This window comes from Uliginosibacterium flavum (assembly GCF_040566545.1).
Taxonomy (GTDB): Bacteria; Pseudomonadota; Gammaproteobacteria; order Burkholderiales; family Rhodocyclaceae; genus Uliginosibacterium; species Uliginosibacterium flavum.
Genome location: NZ_JBEWZI010000038.1, coordinates 1 through 18934, shown reverse-complemented (window position 1 = coordinate 18934; position 18934 = coordinate 1). Strand labels below are relative to the sequence as shown.

General features: G+C 57.5%; 15 protein-coding genes. 12 read left to right on the top strand and 3 right to left on the bottom strand.

Annotation, left to right across the window (positions count from 1 at the left end):
• Window positions 1–228 precede the first annotated feature (228 nt).
• The 8 genes from ABXR19_RS19520 to ABXR19_RS19485 all read left to right on the top strand — a co-directional run bounded on the left by ABXR19_RS19520 (window position 229) and on the right by ABXR19_RS19485 (window position 7929).
• Window positions 229–1509, top strand: coding sequence for an OmpP1/FadL family transporter (locus tag ABXR19_RS19520; RefSeq protein ID WP_354602837.1), 1281 nt, complete (start codon window positions 229–231; stop codon window positions 1507–1509).
• A 182-nt stretch (window positions 1510–1691) separates the two neighbouring features.
• Window positions 1692–2261, top strand: coding sequence for a DUF2802 domain-containing protein (locus tag ABXR19_RS19515; RefSeq protein WP_354602836.1), 570 nt, complete (start codon window positions 1692–1694; stop codon window positions 2259–2261).
• Window positions 2254–3006, top strand: a complete 753-nt coding sequence (locus tag ABXR19_RS19510; protein ID WP_354602835.1) for an SPOR domain-containing protein — start codon at window positions 2254–2256, stop codon at window positions 3004–3006. The genes ABXR19_RS19515 and ABXR19_RS19510 overlap by 8 nt, the downstream gene beginning before the upstream one ends.
• Before the next feature lie 181 nt (window positions 3007–3187).
• Complete coding sequence (gene fliW / locus ABXR19_RS19505; protein ID WP_354602834.1) at window positions 3188–3637, top strand: flagellar assembly protein FliW; 450 nt, start codon at window positions 3188–3190, stop codon at window positions 3635–3637.
• A gap of 145 nt (window positions 3638–3782) precedes the next feature.
• Window positions 3783–4850, top strand: a complete 1068-nt coding sequence (locus ABXR19_RS19500) for a DctP family TRAP transporter solute-binding subunit (RefSeq protein ID WP_354602833.1) — start codon at window positions 3783–3785, stop codon at window positions 4848–4850.
• Window positions 4851–4977: 127 nt separating this feature from the next.
• Entirely contained in the window at window positions 4978–7113 is a 2136-nt protein-coding gene (locus ABXR19_RS19495; protein WP_354602832.1) for an ATP-binding protein, read from the top strand.
• Window positions 7113–7490 carry a response regulator gene (locus tag ABXR19_RS19490; protein ID WP_354602831.1) on the top strand — a complete coding sequence of 126 codons (378 nt, stop codon included), beginning with the start codon at window positions 7113–7115 and terminating at the stop codon, window positions 7488–7490. The genes ABXR19_RS19495 and ABXR19_RS19490 overlap by 1 nt, the downstream gene beginning before the upstream one ends.
• Complete coding sequence (locus ABXR19_RS19485) at window positions 7483–7929, top strand: chemotaxis protein CheX (RefSeq protein WP_354602830.1); 447 nt, start codon at window positions 7483–7485, stop codon at window positions 7927–7929. Before ABXR19_RS19490 ends, ABXR19_RS19485 begins: the two co-directional genes overlap by 8 nt.
• Before the next feature lie 31 nt (window positions 7930–7960).
• Here the strand turns inward: ABXR19_RS19485 and ABXR19_RS19480 are convergent, their stop codons facing one another.
• Together ABXR19_RS19480 and ABXR19_RS19475 are read right to left on the bottom strand one after the other, a co-directional pair.
• Window positions 7961–8767, bottom strand: a complete 807-nt coding sequence (locus ABXR19_RS19480; protein ID WP_354602838.1) for a sulfite exporter TauE/SafE family protein — start codon at window positions 8765–8767, stop codon at window positions 7961–7963.
• Between the two features lie 556 nt (window positions 8768–9323).
• On the bottom strand, window positions 9324–9944 hold the full coding sequence (locus tag ABXR19_RS19475) for a TetR family transcriptional regulator (protein WP_354602829.1): 621 nt from the start codon (window positions 9942–9944) through the stop codon (window positions 9324–9326).
• A gap of 193 nt (window positions 9945–10137) precedes the next feature.
• Here ABXR19_RS19475 and ABXR19_RS19470 point away from each other — a divergent pair, with 193 nt between their 5' ends.
• From ABXR19_RS19470 to ABXR19_RS19460, 3 genes are read left to right on the top strand one after another with little or no spacing between them, the layout of a single operon-like run.
• Window positions 10138–11352: an efflux RND transporter periplasmic adaptor subunit gene (locus tag ABXR19_RS19470; RefSeq protein ID WP_354602828.1), complete on the top strand. Its 1215-nt coding sequence runs from the start codon at window positions 10138–10140 to the stop codon at window positions 11350–11352.
• Window positions 11353–11366: 14 nt separating this feature from the next.
• On the top strand, window positions 11367–14507 hold the full coding sequence (locus ABXR19_RS19465) for an efflux RND transporter permease subunit (protein ID WP_354602827.1): 3141 nt from the start codon (window positions 11367–11369) through the stop codon (window positions 14505–14507).
• On the top strand, window positions 14507–15904 hold the full coding sequence (locus ABXR19_RS19460) for an efflux transporter outer membrane subunit (protein WP_354602826.1): 1398 nt from the start codon (window positions 14507–14509) through the stop codon (window positions 15902–15904). The genes ABXR19_RS19465 and ABXR19_RS19460 overlap by 1 nt, the downstream gene beginning before the upstream one ends.
• 356 nt (window positions 15905–16260) lie before the next feature.
• Here ABXR19_RS19460 and ABXR19_RS19455 read toward each other — a convergent pair whose 3' ends face one another.
• Complete coding sequence (locus ABXR19_RS19455) at window positions 16261–17262, bottom strand: hypothetical protein (protein WP_354602825.1); 1002 nt, start codon at window positions 17260–17262, stop codon at window positions 16261–16263.
• A 738-nt stretch (window positions 17263–18000) separates the two neighbouring features.
• On the opposite strand from ABXR19_RS19455, the gene ABXR19_RS19450 reads away from it, so the two are divergent.
• Window positions 18001–18855, top strand: coding sequence for a putative RNA methyltransferase (locus ABXR19_RS19450; protein ID WP_354602824.1), 855 nt, complete (start codon window positions 18001–18003; stop codon window positions 18853–18855).
• The last annotated feature ends 79 nt before the right edge of the window (window positions 18856–18934 follow it).

Sequence of the window (18934 nt, the reverse complement as noted above, 5' to 3'; positions counted from 1 at the left end):
GATTGCCCATGCGAAAGTAGGTCATCGTCAGACTACCTCAACCAAAACGCCCCAATCAGATCCCTGATTGGGGCGTTTTATTTTGTGCTCTACATGTTGTGAAATTCACCACATATGCTGCGCTGCAAATTGGCGCTGTACGATGTTCAGCAATACCATGCAGCTATTGCCATTGTGCTGTGCGACGCGCAGACGGGCGTTGTGACTTTTGAGATCTAGGGGACATAAATGCATCAAAAATCGGTTGCTCAGGCGCTTTTCGCCGCATTCACTTTGGGGCTGGTTGGTAGTGCCGGAGCCTCTGGATTCCAGTTGCTGGAGCAGAATGCTAGCGGATTAGGGAATGCGTATGCCGGTTCGGCAGTGATTGGCGAGAATGCAAGTACGGTGTTTTATAACCCTGCTGCGATGACAAAGCTTAGTGGCGGAAATTTTTCTACCGGGCTGTCGATTATCAAGCCTAGCTATAAATTTAATAATGACGGCTCGTCAAATGCGCCTGCTGTAACTGGGTCGCAGGGCGGCGATGCTGGTGGATGGGCCGCTCTGCCAAATCTTTATGGAACCTGGCAATTCAGTGATCGCTGGGTGGCAGGGATCGGTGTTGGCTCACCCTTTGGTCTGAAAACCGAATATGAAAACGATTGGGTCGGTCGTTTTCAGTCGAGTACTTTTGATATCAAAACGTACAACGTGAATCCGTCTTTGGCGGTTAAGGCGAGCGACTCGATATCTGTAGGGCTCGGTCTGAATTACCAGCGCATGGAGGCGATGTATCAGCGACAAGCTGCTACACAGCACCCGACGATCCCTGCCGCGAACACCACTGTGCAAAATACGACGGTGACCTTGGAGGCAACCAGCGAGGCTTACGGATGGAATACAGGTCTTACTTTCAAAGTGAGTCCAACGACAGATCTCGGGCTTTCGTACCGTTCCAAGATGTTTCATCATTTGGAAGGAACACTGAACTCAAGTAATCAGGCTGTCGCTGCGAATGTTTTTGCAAAAGCTGATATTACTTTGCCGGACATGTATATCTTCAGCGTTTCACAACAAATCAGTGACCGCTGGGAGATGCTCGGGGACGTGTCTCGTACGAACTGGCGTTCTGTTGATAAGGTGGATATTGTCAGGACAAGCGGAGTTGCCAGCGGGCAGGTTGCGCAGACGTTGGACGCGAATTTCCGCGACACATGGCGTATCGCTTTTGGGGGTAAGTACAAAATTGACGATAGCTGGAAGTGGAAATATGGGCTAGCTTATGATCAGTCACCGGTGCGCGGGACTGAAGAACGTTTGGTTTCCTTACCTGACAATAACCGTTATTGGTTCTCGACCGGCGTGCAGTGGCAGCTGGACAAGACGTCAGTAATTGATATCGGTGCAGCCTATCTTTACATTCCAAAATCAAAAATCGATGCAAATCAACCAGGGCGTGGTCATGTTGTCGGCTCGTACGATGGCAGTATCATGATTTTTGGTGCGCAAGTCACAAAGACTTTCTGATCTGTGGCTGCTCGTATTGCAAGCAAGGCGTCCCTTCGTTGGTTGGAGGGACGTCTTTTTTATGGTTATGACAAAGCCGCCTATTGGGGACGACAGTCTTCCATTCTAAAGCCGTCTCCCAGTATCATCGGGGAAAGCCGATTAACCTGTAAGTCAAGTTGGACTAAAAGCAAGGAGCGAATTTGACGCGGCACGACATCATTTATGGCTTGGTTGGGCTGCTGCTGGCATATATTGCTTGGCTGTTGCTGCGTTTTGTAGTACTTGGACGCAGCAAGGGGATATCAGATTCGCTGGATTTTTCCAATGCTGCATCTGAAACGATTCATTCACAAATACTCGGAGGGGATCCGGACAAGTCATTTTCCAGTGTGGTTTATGATGGTGCGCCGACAACTTCTGGTTCGTCCAATGATCGAGCAGAACCGCATTTAAGCCGAATTTCCGAGCCGGATGCCAGTGCGTTCGGGTTTGATGCACTGTTGGAAATGCGTCAGACGCGAGTGTTGCTGGACGAACTTAATGCCCGCCATGAGGCTCTGCGGGATGAGTTGGTGGAGATCAAGGAAGCCATGATTGAGCTGCGAGCGGCGAGTCAGGTGTCTCCCTTGTATAGCGAGGCTGTGTCACTCGCTCGGCGTGGCTATGATGTGCAGGCAATCGCCGAGCGGTGTGGAATTTCGGTGGCGGAGGCTGAGCTGGTTCGATCATTGAGCGGCGATTCCAAGGATGGGGAGACGAGTCATGCTTGATCAAGGTGTTCAGGGGCGTGAAGGAGACAGGGCGCATGCGCGACGTAAAATTGTCGTACGCGCGGCCGTAACTGCGGGCTTGATTGCTGCGTTACTGGCCAGCTTGCTTATGTTTGAACAACCAAAGCTTGCGGACGACGTCCCACAGCCTCCGGAGGCAAGCTCTCCGGAGATAGGCGTTGCGGTGAGTGGTGGCGCAGCTTCCTTGTCCGAAGATGTGCAGGCCGCGATCCAGGCCGCGCCCGACATGGCCCAAGCCGAGCTTGCATCGATGTCCTCGTCTGTTGAGTCACCAGTTGTTACGCTTGCGGCACCCGTGGTGCCGGAGGGAAGCAAAGATGTTTCCGTCAAGCCAATTTTGAGTATCTCTCCGCAGCCCGTGGCATTAAGGACGGAACCACGAACAGGCAAACCCGCAAACGGCGATCGCTTGCTTATTGATGTGCCAAAGCCGCTCCCTGCTGCATCCGCATCTACGCCTGCTTCTTCTGTCAAGGTGGCGACTGCCGCACCCGCTGCGGCTCTTGCGAGCGGTGGCTTTGTCGTGCAGTTGGGCGTTTTCAATAACAGTACGAACGCAGAGGAGTTGCGTGCCAAGCTGAAATTGGCAGGCATTCCTTCACAACTCGAAACACGCGTTCAGGTAGGCCCGTTTGCCAGCAAGGATGAAGCAGTTAAAGCACAGGAAAAATTACGCACATTGGGTCTTGGTGGTGGAATGCTGGTGCTGCCTAAAAAGCCTTGATTTGAGGTCCTTAGTGAGTCTATTTTTCGGGTTTGGTGTTTTGCAATCAGGCGTAGATTGCGTTACTTGAGCTTTGCCTATGGGGCCGGGATCGTCCCGATATGCGCTGACTTGCCGCTTTACCGCGTCAAGGGTGTGAAAACCGAGCTTTTCCATGATCTGCCAACGCAAGGAGAAAAAAATGAAAATAGACAGCCCCCGTTTTGGTAGCCTCGAAGTCGACTCCAACAAATTGATCGAGTTTCCCGCGGGCCTTCCAGGCTTTGAGACCTGCAAGCATTTCACTTTGATCGAAGTCGCAGATCGTCCGCAGCAAGTTGCCGTCTTGCAAAGTGTCGATCAGCCGGACGTGGCCTTTTCGGTCACGACACCGGATTTGTTGGGCTTGCAATATGAATTCTCGCTTTCTGCAGAGGAGGAGAGTCTTCTTGGGAATCCGAGGGCTGAAGATGTGGCCGTCCTGCTGATTTTGCGCCGCGAAGCAGATGATGAGCTGCAGCGCCGGGCAGGAGACGCCACTTTGCGCGCGAACCTGACCGCTCCGTTGGTGATAAATGGCGCTAACCGGCGGGGGTTGCAAAAAGTCATCGCGCGGCTTGGATGCGAAGTAACACTTAGGCCGGCGGATTGATCTCCAACGCTGCCGTGAGCTAGCTGTAGGCTGGCTTTTGTAGCAGCGTGCCTTACCTGAGCGTCGTGTAGTACTCTGCTCGTACGCGCTCAAAACGAGATTAGAATTTCAGGCCTTGCCCGTTTGTCCCCCTGTCCGACCGGCCTTGCTGCGCCGTAACAAGAGCGTGAATCGAGAGCTTTTGTGGACAGGGGAAATCATGAGTGCCTTTTTCGTCCGAAGCGTTGCGCTTTTTTTAGGGGTTTGTTTTCTCCCTGTTTGTTGGGCGCAGCAGCAACCCATCATCATCAAATTCAGCCATGTAACGACTGCTGATACGCCCAAAGGGCGTGCGGCGGATTTGTTTCGCATGCGTGCTGAGGATCTGACCAAGGGACGGGTGCGCGTCGAGGTCTATCCCAACGCCACGCTGATCAAGGATCCCGATGAGTTCAGCGCGCTGCAGCAAGGCTTGGTGCAGATGCTGGCGCCGCCGCTGTCAAAATTTGGTTCGGCGGGCGTCAAGGAGTTCGAGGTTTTTGACGTTCCTTATATGTTTTCTGACCGCCTGATCGTGCGCAAGGTACTGGCGGGCCCCGTTGGCAAGGAACTGTTTCAGAAGCTTGATGCCAAAGGGATTCATGGGTTGGCCTACTGGGACAATGGGTTCAAGGTAATGAGCGCCAATCGACCCTTGAACGCGCCTGCTGACATGAAAGGCATGAAGGTGCGGATTCAGAATTCCAAGGTGATTGCTGCGCAGATGAGCGCACTGGGGGCTGCTCCTCAGGTCATGACGCTTGCGCAAACCTTTGCAGCCTTGCAAAACGGCACGCTGGACGGCACGGAGAATCCCCCCTCCAACATGTATTCACAGCGGATTCATGAGGTGCAGAAATATGCCGCTGACACCAATCACGGCTATCTGGGCTATGCCGTGGTAACCAACAGGCAATTCTGGGACAGCCTCCCCGCAGATATCCGAACGCTGCTTGAGCAGGCTCTGCGTGATGCGACCCGCTATGGGAATTCGATTGCGCAGCAGGAAAATGATGATGCCCTGGCTGTGGTTGAGCGATCCGGGCGAACGCGCGTCACTCGTCTGAATGAAGTGCAACGCAAGGCTTGGCAGCAAGCCCTGCTGCCTGTGCGCAAAGAGGCTGAGTTGCGCGTCGGAGCCGACTTCATGAAGGTGCTGGATCGCGAAGTAATTGCCGCAGGTGGCGGTAAGTAGCGAGTCCGTTCTCGGCGTCGAAACAAAGGGCTGGTGCAGGGAGTTCTGTTTGTTCCGTTAATGGCAAGAAGTCTTGCCGAGGGGCCGTCCTGTCTCGACAGGATTCGCGCGCGCGTGGAGGTATGTCATGTTTAATCTGGGCTTGGGTAAGTACCGCACGATGGTCTTCGCCATCGGGCTGTTCCTGTTGTTTGACTTGAGCGTTCTGGGCCTCAACTTCCTGATTTCAAGTGAAATCCGGGAGGATGCACTCAACGTCAATATCGTCGGGCGGCAGCGCATGCTCAGCCAGCGCATGGCCAAGACCAGTTTGCAGATCCGGGATCGCTTACGCGCCGAGCAGCCTTATCGCGAGTTGTTGCTTGAGCTGGATCGTTCTGCCGGGGTGTTTGACCAGACCTTGCAGGCCTATATCAATGGCGGTGTGATTTCGGGGACGGGCGCGGCAGAGGTGCATGTGAAGGCGGTAACGGATGAGCAAGCCAAGGCCTTGCTGACCGATACGCTGGAGCAGTGGATGCCCTATCGCGATGCGATTCAAGTCTTTGTTCGAGCCGACAAGCAGACGGTGGATGACGCGGTCGAACTGGCGCGGAAGTCCGAAGTTGTAAATGGCTGGCTCTTATCTCTGTCCAATGACCTGACGACACGGATCGAGGAACTGGCTGCAGCCAAAGCCACAACCCTGCAGCGCGTGCAGATGAGTGGCATGCTGCTGGCGACCTTGAACTTTCTGATCATCATGTTTCACTTTGTCCGTCATTTGCGCAAAAGTGATGGTGAGCTGGAGCGTGCGCGCAAGGAAACGGAAGACATCCTGCGGACCACGCAGGAAGGCCTGTTCCTGCTGGATACGGAATTCCGGATGGGTACCCAGACCTCACGGGTGCTGGGCAAGATCATTGGACGCAGCGATGTGGCCGGGCAGAATTTCCTCGACATTCTCAAGCCTCTGGTGACGACGAAAACCTTTGATACCACCAAGGAATACATCGAGTTGCTGCTGCGTCATGACGTTAAGGAAAAGCTCGTCACCAGCCTGAACCCTCTCGATAGTGTTGAAATCAGCGTGAACCAGGCTGATGGCAGCATGGATACGCGTTTCCTGCAGTTCAGATTCAATCGTGTGCTGGATGGAAATAAGGTCACTCATTTGCTGGTTACGACGACGGACATCACCAAACGCGTACGTCTGGAACGCGAGCTCGCTGATAGCGAACGCAAGGTGCAGGATCAAATGGGTATGATGGTGCACATCCTGCAAGCAGATCCGATTCAGTTGCAGGACTTCCTCAAGCATGCAGTTGAAGGTCTGGATGAAATCAACGAGGCTCTGCGCGACAACAATCTGGCTGCTGGTGGCTTGTCTCCGCGCGTCGATCAGATTTTCCGTATTTCGCACCGACTGAAGGGTGATGCTGCCGGATTGAAGCTGGATGCGGTGAGCAAGTCCCTGCATGTCATGGAGGAGTTGCTGGCAGGTTTGCGCGGACGCCAAACCCTGCGCGGAGAGGACTTTTTACATGTCGCTGTGCGGGTCAAGGCCTTGTACGGTGAAGTTAACGCGATTCAGGCCGCGTTGGCCCGGGTCGCGCAGATTCGCGGCGTGATCACCGTCGAAGCTCCCAAGCAGCCGCACGATCCATTGGCCGTTGGCCTGCCATTTGTGCGCTCCTGGCGCACGCTGGCTGAAGAAATCGCAGAGCGTGCGGGCAAGAAAGTCGAGCTCAGCTATCAAGGGCTTGCGCTGGATGATCTGGTGCCAAGCCTGCGCGAGGTTATTACCAGCATCGTCAATCAATTTGTGCGTAATGCGGTTGCTCACGGGATTGAAGCTCCTGAAATCCGCAAGCAACGCGGTAAGTCCGAGGCCGGCCGGATCGCCGTTTATATTTCGGATAGCGGTGACGGCGGTGTTGAACTCAGCTTCCGCGATGATGGCGCCGGGATTGATCCGGCCAAGGTGAGCGCGGCAGCTGTGCGTTCAGGTCAGATTACGGCGGAGGCTGCGCGTGCGACGACCGATGTACGACGACTGATTGCTCTGATCTTCGAGCCGGGCATTACCACGAGTGAATCTGTCGATCAGGACTCCGGACAAGGCGTGGGGCTGGATGTCGTGAAATTCATGGTGACTCGCCTCGGCGGGCGCATCAGGATCGGTTCCACGGTTGGCGAGTATTGTCATTTCCGTGTGTTCTTGCCTCAGATTGCAGAGCCCAGGACGGATGATGCTGTGAATCTAGGTGAGGAGGCCGCCTGATGAAACGCCGCCTGATGATTGTGGATGATTCCAACATCATCCGTAGCATGATTTCGCGCACGCTGTCGCAACACGATCTGGAGATCGTCGCGACTGCCGGCAACGGTGAGGAGGCGGTGCGACGGTTCATGGAAGATCAGCCTGACGTGGTGACCATGGATCTCACCATGCCGCGCATGGATGGCATTCAGTGCATCCGCAAGCTAAAGGCCATGAATCCTCGGGTCAGGGTGCTGGTGGTATCTGCGCTGGCAGACAAGGCGACCGCCATTCAGGCGCTCAAGGAGGGCGCGCAGGGTTTTCTGTGCAAGCCATTCTCCGAGTCCGATCTGAGTGATGCTATAACGGAACTGCTGGAGGAAGATCACCATGGATGAAGAACAACTGCGGGTATTCGTTGAACTCGTCCAGCAATACTTCGAGCGCCAGACCGGGCGTCCGGCGGAAGTGGGCAGCCCGCATCTGGGCGACGCTGCTGCGCTGCCTATGTATGACTTCACGGGCGTCATCGGTATTTCCGGCACGCGTCAGGGCTGTGTCTATGTCACCGCGCGTCGCGAAATGTTGCGTGCCTTGTTGCTGCAGATTGGTGAGACGGATGTTTCGGATCGCAACCTGGCCGATCTGGCTGGTGAAATTGCCAATACCTTGTCAGGCAATGCACGCGTGCATTTTGGCGCCGATTTCATGATTTCCGTGCCGGTCATCGTGCAAGGCGGGGCGCATGCGATTCAGGTCCCTCGCAGCGTCAAGGCTTACATTATTCCCTTGCGCTGGCATAAGCAGGAGGCTGCCCTGGTGGTCAGTCTGCAGTAGAGGAGACTGCTTGTGTGTTCTGTGCGCAGCTTCAGTGCCATACGCTCCAGAGCATTTTCGCCGCCAGGATAACCAGTAGTACGGCAAAAATCCGTTTGAGCATCGTTACCGGCATGCGATGTGTCATGCGCGCCCCCAGAGGCGCGGTGAGCATGCTGCTGAACATCAGGCAGAGCAGGGCCGGCAAATAGACATAGCCAAGGCTGCCGCCAGGCAATCCCTCGATATTCCAGCCATTCCACAGATAGCCCAGCGTACCGAAAATGGCCACCGGCAGACCCATGGCCGAGGCCGTGCCGATGGCATGCTGAATGCGCACGTTGCACCAGCTCAGCCAGGACGTCGTCAGCGAGCCTCCACCGATGGCGACCAAGGCGGAGATGCCGCCGATGATGGCGCCAGCTGTGGTCGTGCCAAGACGTCCCGGCAGTTCGCGGCCCGGCTTGGGGCGCAGGCTGAAGGCCATCTGGACGGCGATACACAGGATGAACAGGCCGAAGAACAAGGCCAGCCCCCGGGTTGCCGCGTGGGCTGCGATCTGAGTGCCAAAAAATGTGCCGATGATGACACCAGGAATCACGTCGCGCACCACCGGCCAGATTACCGCGCCATGCGCATGATGGGCACGCAGGCTGGCAATGGACGTGAAGATGATCGTGGCCATCGAGGTGCCTAGTGCCAGATGCAGGATGTGATCGTGTGAGACGCCTTGCGCGTCAAAAATCATGGTCAGCGCCGATACGATCAGTACGCCACCGCCGATTCCGAGCAATCCCGCCACGTAGCCGGAAAACAGGCCGAGCACGGCATAGGCTAGCCACCACCAGTCAGGGCTCATCATCGTTTGCGTCCTCTCAAGGGTTGGTGCCAAAAAAGACTTGCCCGGGCAGCATATGCAGAGGCTTCACCCTCGCCTCCGACCTTGCCCGACAGGTCTCATCAGTTCAGACCGGCGGCAGTTTTTGCTGCTCGGCGCACCTGCGACAAAAAATCATCGCGGCTTTATGCCGAATCAACGAAACTGTCCAATGGGCGGGTATACGCAATGCGTCGGCATCCTGTGGGGGCTCATGTATAAGTTGCCGTACCCAGGGAAGACCATGACAGCAGTGTTCTCGCGCTTCTGGCAAATGCTCCGCGTGAAAGTCGCAGACCGACTTCTCGAAGCGCCCTCTCCAATTTTGGGAGACGGATTGGGGGGAGGGAAACGGTCATGACTTTCAAGCTCATGGGCGACTTTCAAAGTCATGATCGTTAAGCGCATTGCAAACACCCTCTAACACCAGATCGGCATTGAGGTTGCACTGCAAATTGAGGCTGCCCAGCAGCCAGCAGCCAGCAGCAAGGGTCTTCAGGCCGATAGCCTGAAGACCCTTGTCAATGCTTGTTGTGCGCTATGCCTTCCCGTTAAGGCCCGCCAGATAAGCCTCTACGCTCAGACGAGTAACGTTGGCTATCTGGAAACGGGTGGGCGAAATCAGCCAGTGAAAGCACAGGCCATCGACCAGACCAAACAGGCCGATGGCGATTTGCTCGACGGAAAGTGTCGGGGTGAGCTGACCGACATCCATGGCGAGCTGGATTTCGCTCCGCATCTGGGTGAGGCAGTCTTCACGCACCCGCAGGAAATGCTCGCGCGTGGATTCCAGTTCCTGGGTGAATTCGCAGCGCAGCATCATGATGGTCATGAGCCGGCGGATCGGCTCGTCGTGCTCGATGTGTTCGGCGATCCAGCAGGCCTTGCTGCGGATGCGTTGCAGTGGGTTGTTGGCCTGCTCGCGGGCGACTTCGTCGAAGGCTTGCTGCATGGGCAGGGCGACGCGCTCCCACAACGCCATGAGCAGATCGCCCTTGTTGTCGAAGTGCCAGTAGACCGCGCCGCGCGTCAGCCCGGCGGCTTCGGCGATCTCGTGCAGCGAGGTGCTGGAGACGCCTTGCTCGCAAAACAGGCGTGCCGCCGCGTCGAGTAATTGCCCTCGTGTCGCAAGGGCTTCTTCCTTGGTTTTACGAGCCATACTGATCTTGATGTGTTGAGCGTGAATTCATGTAAAACATCTTAACGGATCATTTACATACATACAAGAATGTATGTATAGTTCGCTTCATCTGCAATGGTTCGAGGTGCGAACCATTGTCTGAAGTCTGAACACCCCCAAAAAAACATCCCGGCAGGCGCAGCCTGTCTTTTTGTGCGCAGTGGAGAAAAACATGCATCACATCCCCCGAAAAACAGTTCTGGTTTTGTCTGTCGCGGCCTTGGCCGCTTTGGGCCTGAGTGCCTGCAACAAGGGCCAGCAGGGCGCTCAAGCTGGCGGGGCAGGCCAGATGCCGCCGGCCGAGGTGGGCGTGGTGACACTGCAAGCCGCGACAGTGGGCTTGAGTACCGAACTGGCTGGCCGCACCGCTGCTTACGCCGCGGCGGAGATTCGCCCGCAGGTGGGCGGCATCATTCAGCAGCGCGCCTTCACCGAAGGCGGTGATGTGAAAGCCGGTCAGACGCTGTACCAGATTGATCCGGCAACTTTCCAGAACGCGCTGGATAGCGCGAAGGCCGCACTGGCGCGTTCCGAGGCCAGCCTCACTTCGATGCGACTGAAAGCCGAGCGTTACAAGGATCTGGTGACGATCAAGGCTGTCAGCCAGCAGGACTTCGATGATGCCCAGGCCGCTTTCAAGCAGGCCGAAGCCAGCGTGGCAGCTGACAAGGCTGCTGCCGAAACGGCGCGCATCAATCTGGGCTACACCCACGTAGCGGCGCCGATTTCCGGGCGCATCGGTCGTTCCTCCGTGACACAAGGGGCGCTGGTTACCGCCAATCAGGCGACGGCACTGGCCTCGGTGCAACAGCTGGATCCGATTTATGTCGACGTTACCCAATCCACTGCCGAGTTGTTGCGCCTGAAGCGCGATCTGGCCAGTGGTGTGCTCAAGAATGCGGGCGCCAATCAGGCCAAGGTGCGCTTGCTGCTCGAAGATGGCACGCCCTACGCACTCGAAGGCAAACTGGCGTTCACGGATGTGACGGTAGATGCCGGCACGGGCAGCGTGACCCTGCGCGCGGTGTTCCCGAACCCGAAACAGGAGCTGTTACCGGGCATGTTTGTGCGGGCCGTACTCCAGACTGGTGCGCGCGAGCAGAGCATTCTGGTGCCGCAGCAAGCGGTAACCCGCAACACCAAGGGTGAGGCCATTGTCATGGTGGTCGCGCCCGAGGGCAAGTTCGCCCCGCGTGTGATCAAGACGGTGCAAACCGTTGGTGACAAGTGGCTGGTCAGTGAAGGTGTGCAGCCGGGTGAACAGGTGATTGTCGAAGGCCTGCAGCGTCTGCGCCCTGGCGTGGTGATCAAGCCCGTGCCTATGGCTGCCGCATCGGCGCCTGCCGCGGCAAGTGCTTCGGCCCCGTCTTCTGCTTCCAACCGCTGAGAGGGAGACGATTCATGGCACGTTTTTTCATTGATCGTCCCATCTTTGCATGGGTGATCGCACTGGTCATCATGCTGGCTGGCGCGCTGTCGATCGAGACCCTGCCGGTCTCGCAGTACCCGACGATTGCGCCGCCGACCGTGGCTATTTCCGCTAACTACCCAGGGGCTTCGGCCAAAACGCTGGAGGACTCTGTCACCCAGATCATCGAGCAGAAGATGAAGGGGCTGGATGGCTTGCTGTACATGTCATCGGCCAGCGATTCATCGGGCTCCGTCGGCATCACCCTGACTTTCGCGGCGGGTACCAACGCCGATATCGCCCAGGTGCAGGTGCAGAACAAGCTGCAGTCCGCCATGTCCATGCTGCCGCAGGAAGTGCAGAAGCAGGGTGTGACCGTTACCAAGACGTCCAGCAGCTTCCTGATGGTGGTGGGTTTCGTGTCGGAAGACGGCAGCCTCGGCCAGACCGACCTTTCCGACTACATGGTAGCGAACATCATCGATCCGCTCAGTCGGGTTGAGGGTGTGGGCGAGGTGCAGTTGTTTGGTTCGCAGTACGCCATGCGGATCTGGATCGATCCGGCCAAGCTGAATAGCTTCAAGCTCACGCCGGCCGATGTGAAAAATGCCATCCAGGCGCAGAACGTGCAGGTCTCTGCGGGTCAATTGGGCGGCACTCCGGCCATGCCGGGGCAGCAGTTGAATGCCACGATTAACGTGCAAAGCCGTCTGCAGACGCCCGCGCAATTCGACCAGATCATCCTGCGCAGCAATGCCGATGGATCTGCAGTGCACTTGCATGATGTAGCGCGTTCCGAACTGGGTGGTGAAAACTACGGCGTGGTTGCTCGTTTCGGCGGCAAGCCTGCGTCTGGCCTGGCTGTGAAGCTGGCGGCGAATTCCAATGCGCTGGCGACTGCCAAGGGCGTCAAGGCCAAGATTGCCGAGATGGAGAAATTCTTCCCCAAGGGCATGACGGCGGTGATTCCTTACGACACCACGCCTTTCGTGCAGGCATCGATCAAGGAAGTGGTATGGACCCTGATCGAAGCCGTGGCGCTGGTCTTTCTGGTGATGTGGCTGTTCCTGCAGAACTTCCGCGCCACACTGATCCCGACGATTGCCGTGCCGGTGGTGCTGCTCGGTACATTTGGCGTGCTTTCCGCCTTTGGTTACTCGATCAATACCCTGACCATGTTCGGGCTGGTGCTGGCCATCGGTCTGCTCGTGGATGACGCCATCGTGGTGGTGGAGAACGTCGAGCGGGTGATGAGCGAAGAAGGTTTGTCGCCTTACGAAGCCACCAAGAAATCGATGGACCAGATCACCGGCGCGCTGGTCGGCATTGCGCTGGTGCTGTCTGCCGTGTTCATTCCGATGGCCTTCTTCGGCGGCTCCACTGGCGTGATCTATCGCCAGTTCTCGATCACCATCGTCTCGGCCATGGTGCTGTCGGTGATCGTCGCACTGGTCCTGACGCCCGCGCTGTGTTCGACCTTGCTCAAGCCGATTCACAAGGGTGAGCACTACAGTGAAAACTGGTTCTTCCGTGGCTTCAACCGCATGTTCGATTCAGGCGTGCTGCGCTATACCCGCATGGTTGGCAGCATGCTCGGCAAGCGCACACGTTACCTGCTGGTCTATGGCCTGATCGTGGTCGGCATGGGGCTGCTCTTCATGCGCCTGCCGACCGCCTTCCTGCCGGACGAAGATCAGGGCGTGTTGTTCACCATCGTGCAGTTGCCGGCGGGCGCGACGCAGGAACGCACCGTCGAAGTGCTCAAGCAGGTTGAAGATCATTTCCTGAACAAGGAAACCGACGCCGTGGAATCAATCTTCACGGCAGCGGGTTTCAGCTTTGCGGGCAGTGGGCAGAATGCCGGATTGGCCTTCGTCAAGCTCAAACCCTGGGATGAGCGCAATCGCGCCGATCTGCGGGTCAAGCCGATTGCCGGGCGCGCCATGATGGCTTTCTCGCGCATCCGCGACGCCATGGTGTTTGCGATCGTGCCGCCTGCCGTGACCGAATTGGGCAATGCCAGCGGCTTTGATGTGAAGCTGCAGGATCGCACCGGCGTGGGCCATGAAACGCTGATGGCTGCACGTAATCAGTTCCTCGGTATGGCAATGCAGAGCAAGGTGCTTACAGGCGTGCGTCCGAACGGTCAGGAAGATACGCCACAGTATCAAGTGGACATCGATCCCGCTCGCGCGACGGCCATGGGTCTGAGTCTGGCTGATATCAACGACACGCTGGCAACAGCCTGGGGCAGCTCCTACGTCAATGACTTCATCGACAAGGGCCGCGTCAAACGCGTCTATATGCAGGGTGAGGCCGCTTCGCGCATGTCGCCGGAGGATCTGAACAAGTGGTTTGTGCGCAATGCCAAGGGGCAGATGGTGCCTTTCTCGGCCTTCGCCACGGCGCACTGGAGTTTTGGTTCGCCGCGTCTGGAGCGCTACAACGGTAATCCTTCGGTGGAAATCGTCGGCATGCCGGCGCCGGGCAAGAGCACCGGCGACGCAATGGCCGAAGTCGAGCGCATCGCTGCCAGTCTGCCCGAAGGCATCGGCTACGAGTGGACCGGGATTTCGTATGAAGAGCGCAGTGCTGGCGCGCAAGCCCCGGCTTTATATGCGATTTCACTGCTCGTCGTGTTCCTGTGTCTGGCGGCCTTGTATGAAAGCTGGTCGGTGCCCTTCTCGGTGATTCTGGTGGTGCCGCTGGGTGTGATCGGCGCGCTGCTGGCCGCAAGTGGTCGTGGCTTGTCAAACGACGTGTTCTTCCAGGTTGGCTTGCTGACCACGGTGGGTCTGGCATGCAAGAACGCGATTTTGATCGTCGAGTTTGCGCGCCACTTGCAGGACCAGGGCATGGATATCATCGAAGCCACGATGCTGGCGGTGAAGCAACGTCTGCGTCCGATCCTGATGACTTCGCTGGCCTTCGGTCTGGGCGTGGTGCCACTGGTGGTGGCGACCGGCGCTGGCTCGGGTGGGCAGAATGCCATCGGCACCGGTGTGCTCGGCGGCATGATCACTGCAACCGTGCTGGGCGTATTCTGGGTGCCGGTATTCTTTGTGGCGGTGCGCAAGCTGTTCAAGGGCAAGGTGCCGCGCGCGGTGCAGGCCCATCAGCAGGAGGAAAAATAATGATGAACAAGACAAGCATGAGCCTGGCCGTTGCGCTGGCATGTCTGGTGGCGGGCTGCTCCATGGCCCCGACCTACGAGCGCCCGGCCGCGCCGGTTGCCGCCAACTGGCAAGCCGGCGGGGCAGAAGGCCGCGCCGCTGCCGATATCGGCTGGCAGGAGTATTTCGCCGATGCGCAGTTGCGTGGCGTGATCGAACTGGCGCTGGCCAACAATCGTGATCTGCGTGTCGCCATTGCCAACATCGACAAGGCCCGCGCCCAGTACCAGATCCAGCGTGCCAACCTGTTGCCGGCGGTGAGCGCCACGGCAGGCGAAACCGCCATGCGTACCCCGGCCGCGATGTCCACCACCGGGCAGGAACGCATCAGCCGCACCTATTCGGCCGGGGTCGGTTTTGCCGCCTACGAGCTGGATGTTTTCGGCCGCGTGCAGAGCCTCAAGAATCAGGCCTTGTCCCAATATCTGGCGATTGAAGAAGTGCGTCGCAGCGTGCAGATCAGTCTGGTTGCCGAAGTCGCCAATGCCTGGCTGACGCTCGGCGCGGATCGCGAACGTCTGCAAGTGGCGCAAGCCACCCTGCAAGCGCAGCGCGACTCACTGGGCCTGGCGCAGCGCCGCTACGATGTGGGCAGCGCCTCCGGCCTCGATCTGGCGCAGGCCAGAACCAGTGTCGAATCGGCACGCGTCGATGCTGCGCGCTACACGAGCCAGGTGGCACTGGACGAAAACGCCCTGACCCTGCTGGTCGGTGCCGGCGTGCCGGCGGATTTGCAGCCGAAAGTGCTGGTTGCCCAGGTCACCACGCAGGCCGAGCTGCCCGCCGGCTTGCCGGCCGAAACGCTGCTGCGCCGCCCGGACGTGTTGCAAGCCGAACAGCAGCTGATTGCCGCCAACGCCAACATCGGCGCAGCGCGTGCGGCTTTCTTCCCGCGCATCAGCCTCACCGCGTCGACCGGCTTCACCAGCGTCGCGCTGGATGATCTGTTCACCGGCGCCGCCCGCACCTGGAGCTTCGCCCCGCAGATCAGCGTGCCGATCTTCAATGGCGGTGCCAACCGCGCCAATCTGGATGCCGCCCAGGCCAGCAAGGTCGCGCAGGTCGCGCAGTATGAAAAAGCCGTGCAAAGCGCCTTCCGCGAAGTCGCCGACGCCCTCGCGCAGCGTGCCACGCTGGGCGAACAGTTTGAAGCCCAAAGCGCGCTGAACGCGGCGAGTGACGATGCCTATCGCCTGTCGCAAGCACGCTATGACAAAGGCGTGGCCGGCTATCTGAGCGTGCTCGATTCGCAGCGCAGTCAGTACGCCGCCCAGCAAGGCCTGATCGGCACCCGCCTGGCGCTGCAGAGCAACCGGGTCACGCTGTACAAGGTGCTTGGTGGCGGCATGAAGGAGTAGTTTTCGTCGATCACCAAAATGCAAAGGGCCGCTGATCCAGCGGCCCTTTGCATTGGCGCGGTGGCTGCCGCGCGGAGGTGAATTCAAAGCATTTTCATCCCTGCCTGCAGAGCCGCACCTGGCGGACTTGTTCAGGCAGGCTGGCTGCAGAGGTCCGTTGGGTGAGGGTCTACAGGCGACGGGGTGGCGGGAATGTAGGGTGTGAAAGCCGAAGGCTTGCGCATTGTTATGCCGATTGAGCATTGTTGGATAATGATCGGGTGGCCATCTGCTTGCGAAAATGAAAAACTATTTGCGCTCCTTATTGGACTGGCGGTACGGGGCTGAATTTTCATTGCAGCTGATAACGCTATTCGTTAGCTGGTAGTCGAGTTTGTAAACCGTGGAATCTCCGCAGGGTATTTAGCAATCCGCTGCGCAGTTCTACATAGATGTTCTAGGTTTGTGCACAGTTGCGAGAATTCGATTAATGAATCTGGGTCTTGCTTGGCTACCGCATTATTGCTTGGAGGTTCTGCTAGCCGAATCGTTTTGATGGTCCCCTGACTCGTACTAACATCTTGCAAGATGAGTCCGGATACGGATTTATTGGCTCCCATAGGAATGCGATGAAGCATTTCGTTACGGAGAGCCCCAAGCCTGCGGAGCCAGTTAGGCTTTTCGGCAGTCCCGGATGCAGATAGCAAAAGAGTGATTAGCGGTTGGTTAACACAAACAAGATTGGCAGGCTTTTCCAGCCAATCTTCCAAACGAGCCAAACTATCGATTCGATCTGGTGCTCCGGCATGGATTGCAGCTAGTTTAGCTAGGTGATCGCGGGCCGAGGACAATTCAGAAACAAGCGAGTGGAAGTCTGCATAGAGATCTAGTAGGGCAATATTCGAAAACCAAGCTCCAGACTCCCTTCTTTCTGCCAGAGCCCAATTTAATTGGTCGCGGTACTTGTTTGACACGTCTCTAAGACGTAGTCCTGAGACTTTCAGGCAAACGCTTATATAGGTTGCGCATTCGGAGTACAGATTGTCGCCTGCCACGGTCGCCTGATGAGCGATAGCTCTCCAAGAGTCCGCTGCATTTAAACCATTGCTTGGATCGCGCTTTCCCGGTTCCCAAACACTCATAGGAGGCGAATTGTCACCATTCCTATAATGAATGCATGTACCGATATGACGCAAACCACATTCTCGCGTTGCAAATATATAGTGGGCTTCAGGTGTTTCAAACACTAGAGCGTCTGAATCAGGATCCTCAGATGCCGGGAATAATGCCCACCCACGGTTCGTGAGGGATCCGCGAAGACCTCCGGTAAAATGTATTTCTTGTGTCGAGTACGACTTAGAATATTTGATATCTTTCATTTCATTTGCCAAGTCGTCCTCCCAAGGATTTAAAAATCGTACGAAATATCTCACTCGCCTCTAGACTATTGAGGTAGTCAGACACTTGAGCAAGGCTGAGGTAGCGAAGCAACCTACTATGAGTCTTACCAAAAAGTGATGGCAAATTGTCGCTTAGCTCTGCCCCACCCTTGATCGCTTCTTATGTTTTGTCTGACCATACGCTCTTGGCCAACAGCTGACCGATCTTCTCGCCCGCCGCTAAGGCGTCACGGACGCGCTGGATTGCTCGCATCATAAGCCATGTGGCATTTAAATCCTCTGCGCGTTTCGCTGCGCAGCGTTCTGCCTGCGTTTTCGGGTGGCGCGTGAACGTCCGATGGTCTGTGAGTCTGATGGTCGATGCCTGGAGAGCCGCGTGGAGCGGGCTTCTACAGATATGTCTGGTGCGCAGCGAATCAATCCGTGCTTGTGCAGCATGCCTGTCTGAAGACCTTTGCTGCATGTGGGTCTACAGGGTGCTTGTTGGGAGGCGTAGGTCAGGCCGTAGGGTGGGTTCGGAGCGCAGCGACAACCCACCGTCGCATTTTGGCAAGGCTCACGGTGGGTTGCTGCGCGAACCCACCCTACGACAGCCGCTTTCATCGCGATCTGCCGTGGGCGGTGGTTTTGTCCGCACGGGGGATTGCACCGCTTTACAATTGCGCCCACTCCTTTTGCCTTGCCGAAAGCCATGCTGGCCGTGGTCACTTGATTGTCATGAATATTTTTCCTTTCCAGGCGCTGGCCTGTCCGCTTGATGGTGAGCCGCTGCATCGCGTCGGGGCGAGTTTCGTTTGCGCGTCCGGTCATTGTTTTGACGTGGCCAGTCAGGGCTATACGAATCTGTTGCCGGTGCAGAAGAAGCGATCGCTCGATCCGGGCGACAGCAAGGAGATGGTGGCGGCGCGCAGGCGTTTTCTGAATGCCGGCCATTACGCGCCGATTGCGGCGGCGGTCGCCCGGGCGACGCTGGCGGATTTGCCTGCGGTGGCGGTGACGACTTGTCTGGACGCCGGATGTGGCGAGGGTTATTACCTGCGCCAGCTGGCGGCCGCCGCAGAGCGTGAAGGGCAGACGCTGGCGCTGCTGGGCCTGGATATTTCGAAATGGGCGGTGTTGGCGGCGGCCAAGCAGGACAAGCTGCCCACCTGGGTGGTCGGCAGCAACGCGGCGCTGCCGGTGTTGCCGGGCACGCTGGATCGGGTGCTGTGCATGTTCGGCTTCCCGGTGTATGCGGAATTCGCGCGCGTGCTGGCGCCGGGCGGACTTTTGCTGCAGGTGGATTCGGGGTCGGATCATTTGCGCGAGCTGCGCGAGATCATCTATCCCAGCCTGAAGCCGCCGCGCGAGCCGGATGCTTCGTCGCCGGAGGGCTTTGCGCGTGGAAAGACGGAGTGCGTGCAGTATTCGATCGAGATTGCCGGTGTCGAGCCGATTGCAGACCTGCTGGCGATGACGCCGCATCTGTACCGCGCGAGCGCCGAGGGCCGTGCCAGGGCGGCGGCGCTGACTGAAATCACGCTGACTGTGGATGTGCGCCTGACGCACTTTTTGCGCACGGCCGGCCGCTGAGTCGGGTAGGGTAATGACATGGACGCCCCTACCTGCAACGGCATCGAAGTGCCAAAGTGGAGTTGTCGAAAAACCACTG

Coding starts and splice junctions, on each gene's coding strand:
- ABXR19_RS19520 (WP_354602837.1), top strand. CDS start 229: ATGCATCAAAAATCGGTTGCTCAGGCGCTTTTCGCCGCATTCACTTTG.
- ABXR19_RS19510 (WP_354602835.1), top strand. CDS start 2,254: ATGCTTGATCAAGGTGTTCAGGGGCGTGAAGGAGACAGGGCGCATGCG.
- fliW (WP_354602834.1), top strand. CDS start 3,188: ATGAAAATAGACAGCCCCCGTTTTGGTAGCCTCGAAGTCGACTCCAAC.
- ABXR19_RS19495 (WP_354602832.1), top strand. CDS start 4,978: ATGTTTAATCTGGGCTTGGGTAAGTACCGCACGATGGTCTTCGCCATC.
- ABXR19_RS19490 (WP_354602831.1), top strand. CDS start 7,113: ATGAAACGCCGCCTGATGATTGTGGATGATTCCAACATCATCCGTAGC.
- ABXR19_RS19485 (WP_354602830.1), top strand. CDS start 7,483: ATGGATGAAGAACAACTGCGGGTATTCGTTGAACTCGTCCAGCAATAC.
- ABXR19_RS19480 (WP_354602838.1), bottom strand. CDS start 8,767: ATGAGCCCTGACTGGTGGTGGCTAGCCTATGCCGTGCTCGGCCTGTTT.
- ABXR19_RS19475 (WP_354602829.1), bottom strand. CDS start 9,944: ATGGCTCGTAAAACCAAGGAAGAAGCCCTTGCGACACGAGGGCAATTA.
- ABXR19_RS19470 (WP_354602828.1), top strand. CDS start 10,138: ATGCATCACATCCCCCGAAAAACAGTTCTGGTTTTGTCTGTCGCGGCC.
- ABXR19_RS19465 (WP_354602827.1), top strand. CDS start 11,367: ATGGCACGTTTTTTCATTGATCGTCCCATCTTTGCATGGGTGATCGCA.
- ABXR19_RS19460 (WP_354602826.1), top strand. CDS start 14,507: ATGATGAACAAGACAAGCATGAGCCTGGCCGTTGCGCTGGCATGTCTG.
- ABXR19_RS19455 (WP_354602825.1), bottom strand. CDS start 17,262: ATGAAAGATATCAAATATTCTAAGTCGTACTCGACACAAGAAATACAT.
- ABXR19_RS19450 (WP_354602824.1), top strand. CDS start 18,001: ATGAATATTTTTCCTTTCCAGGCGCTGGCCTGTCCGCTTGATGGTGAG.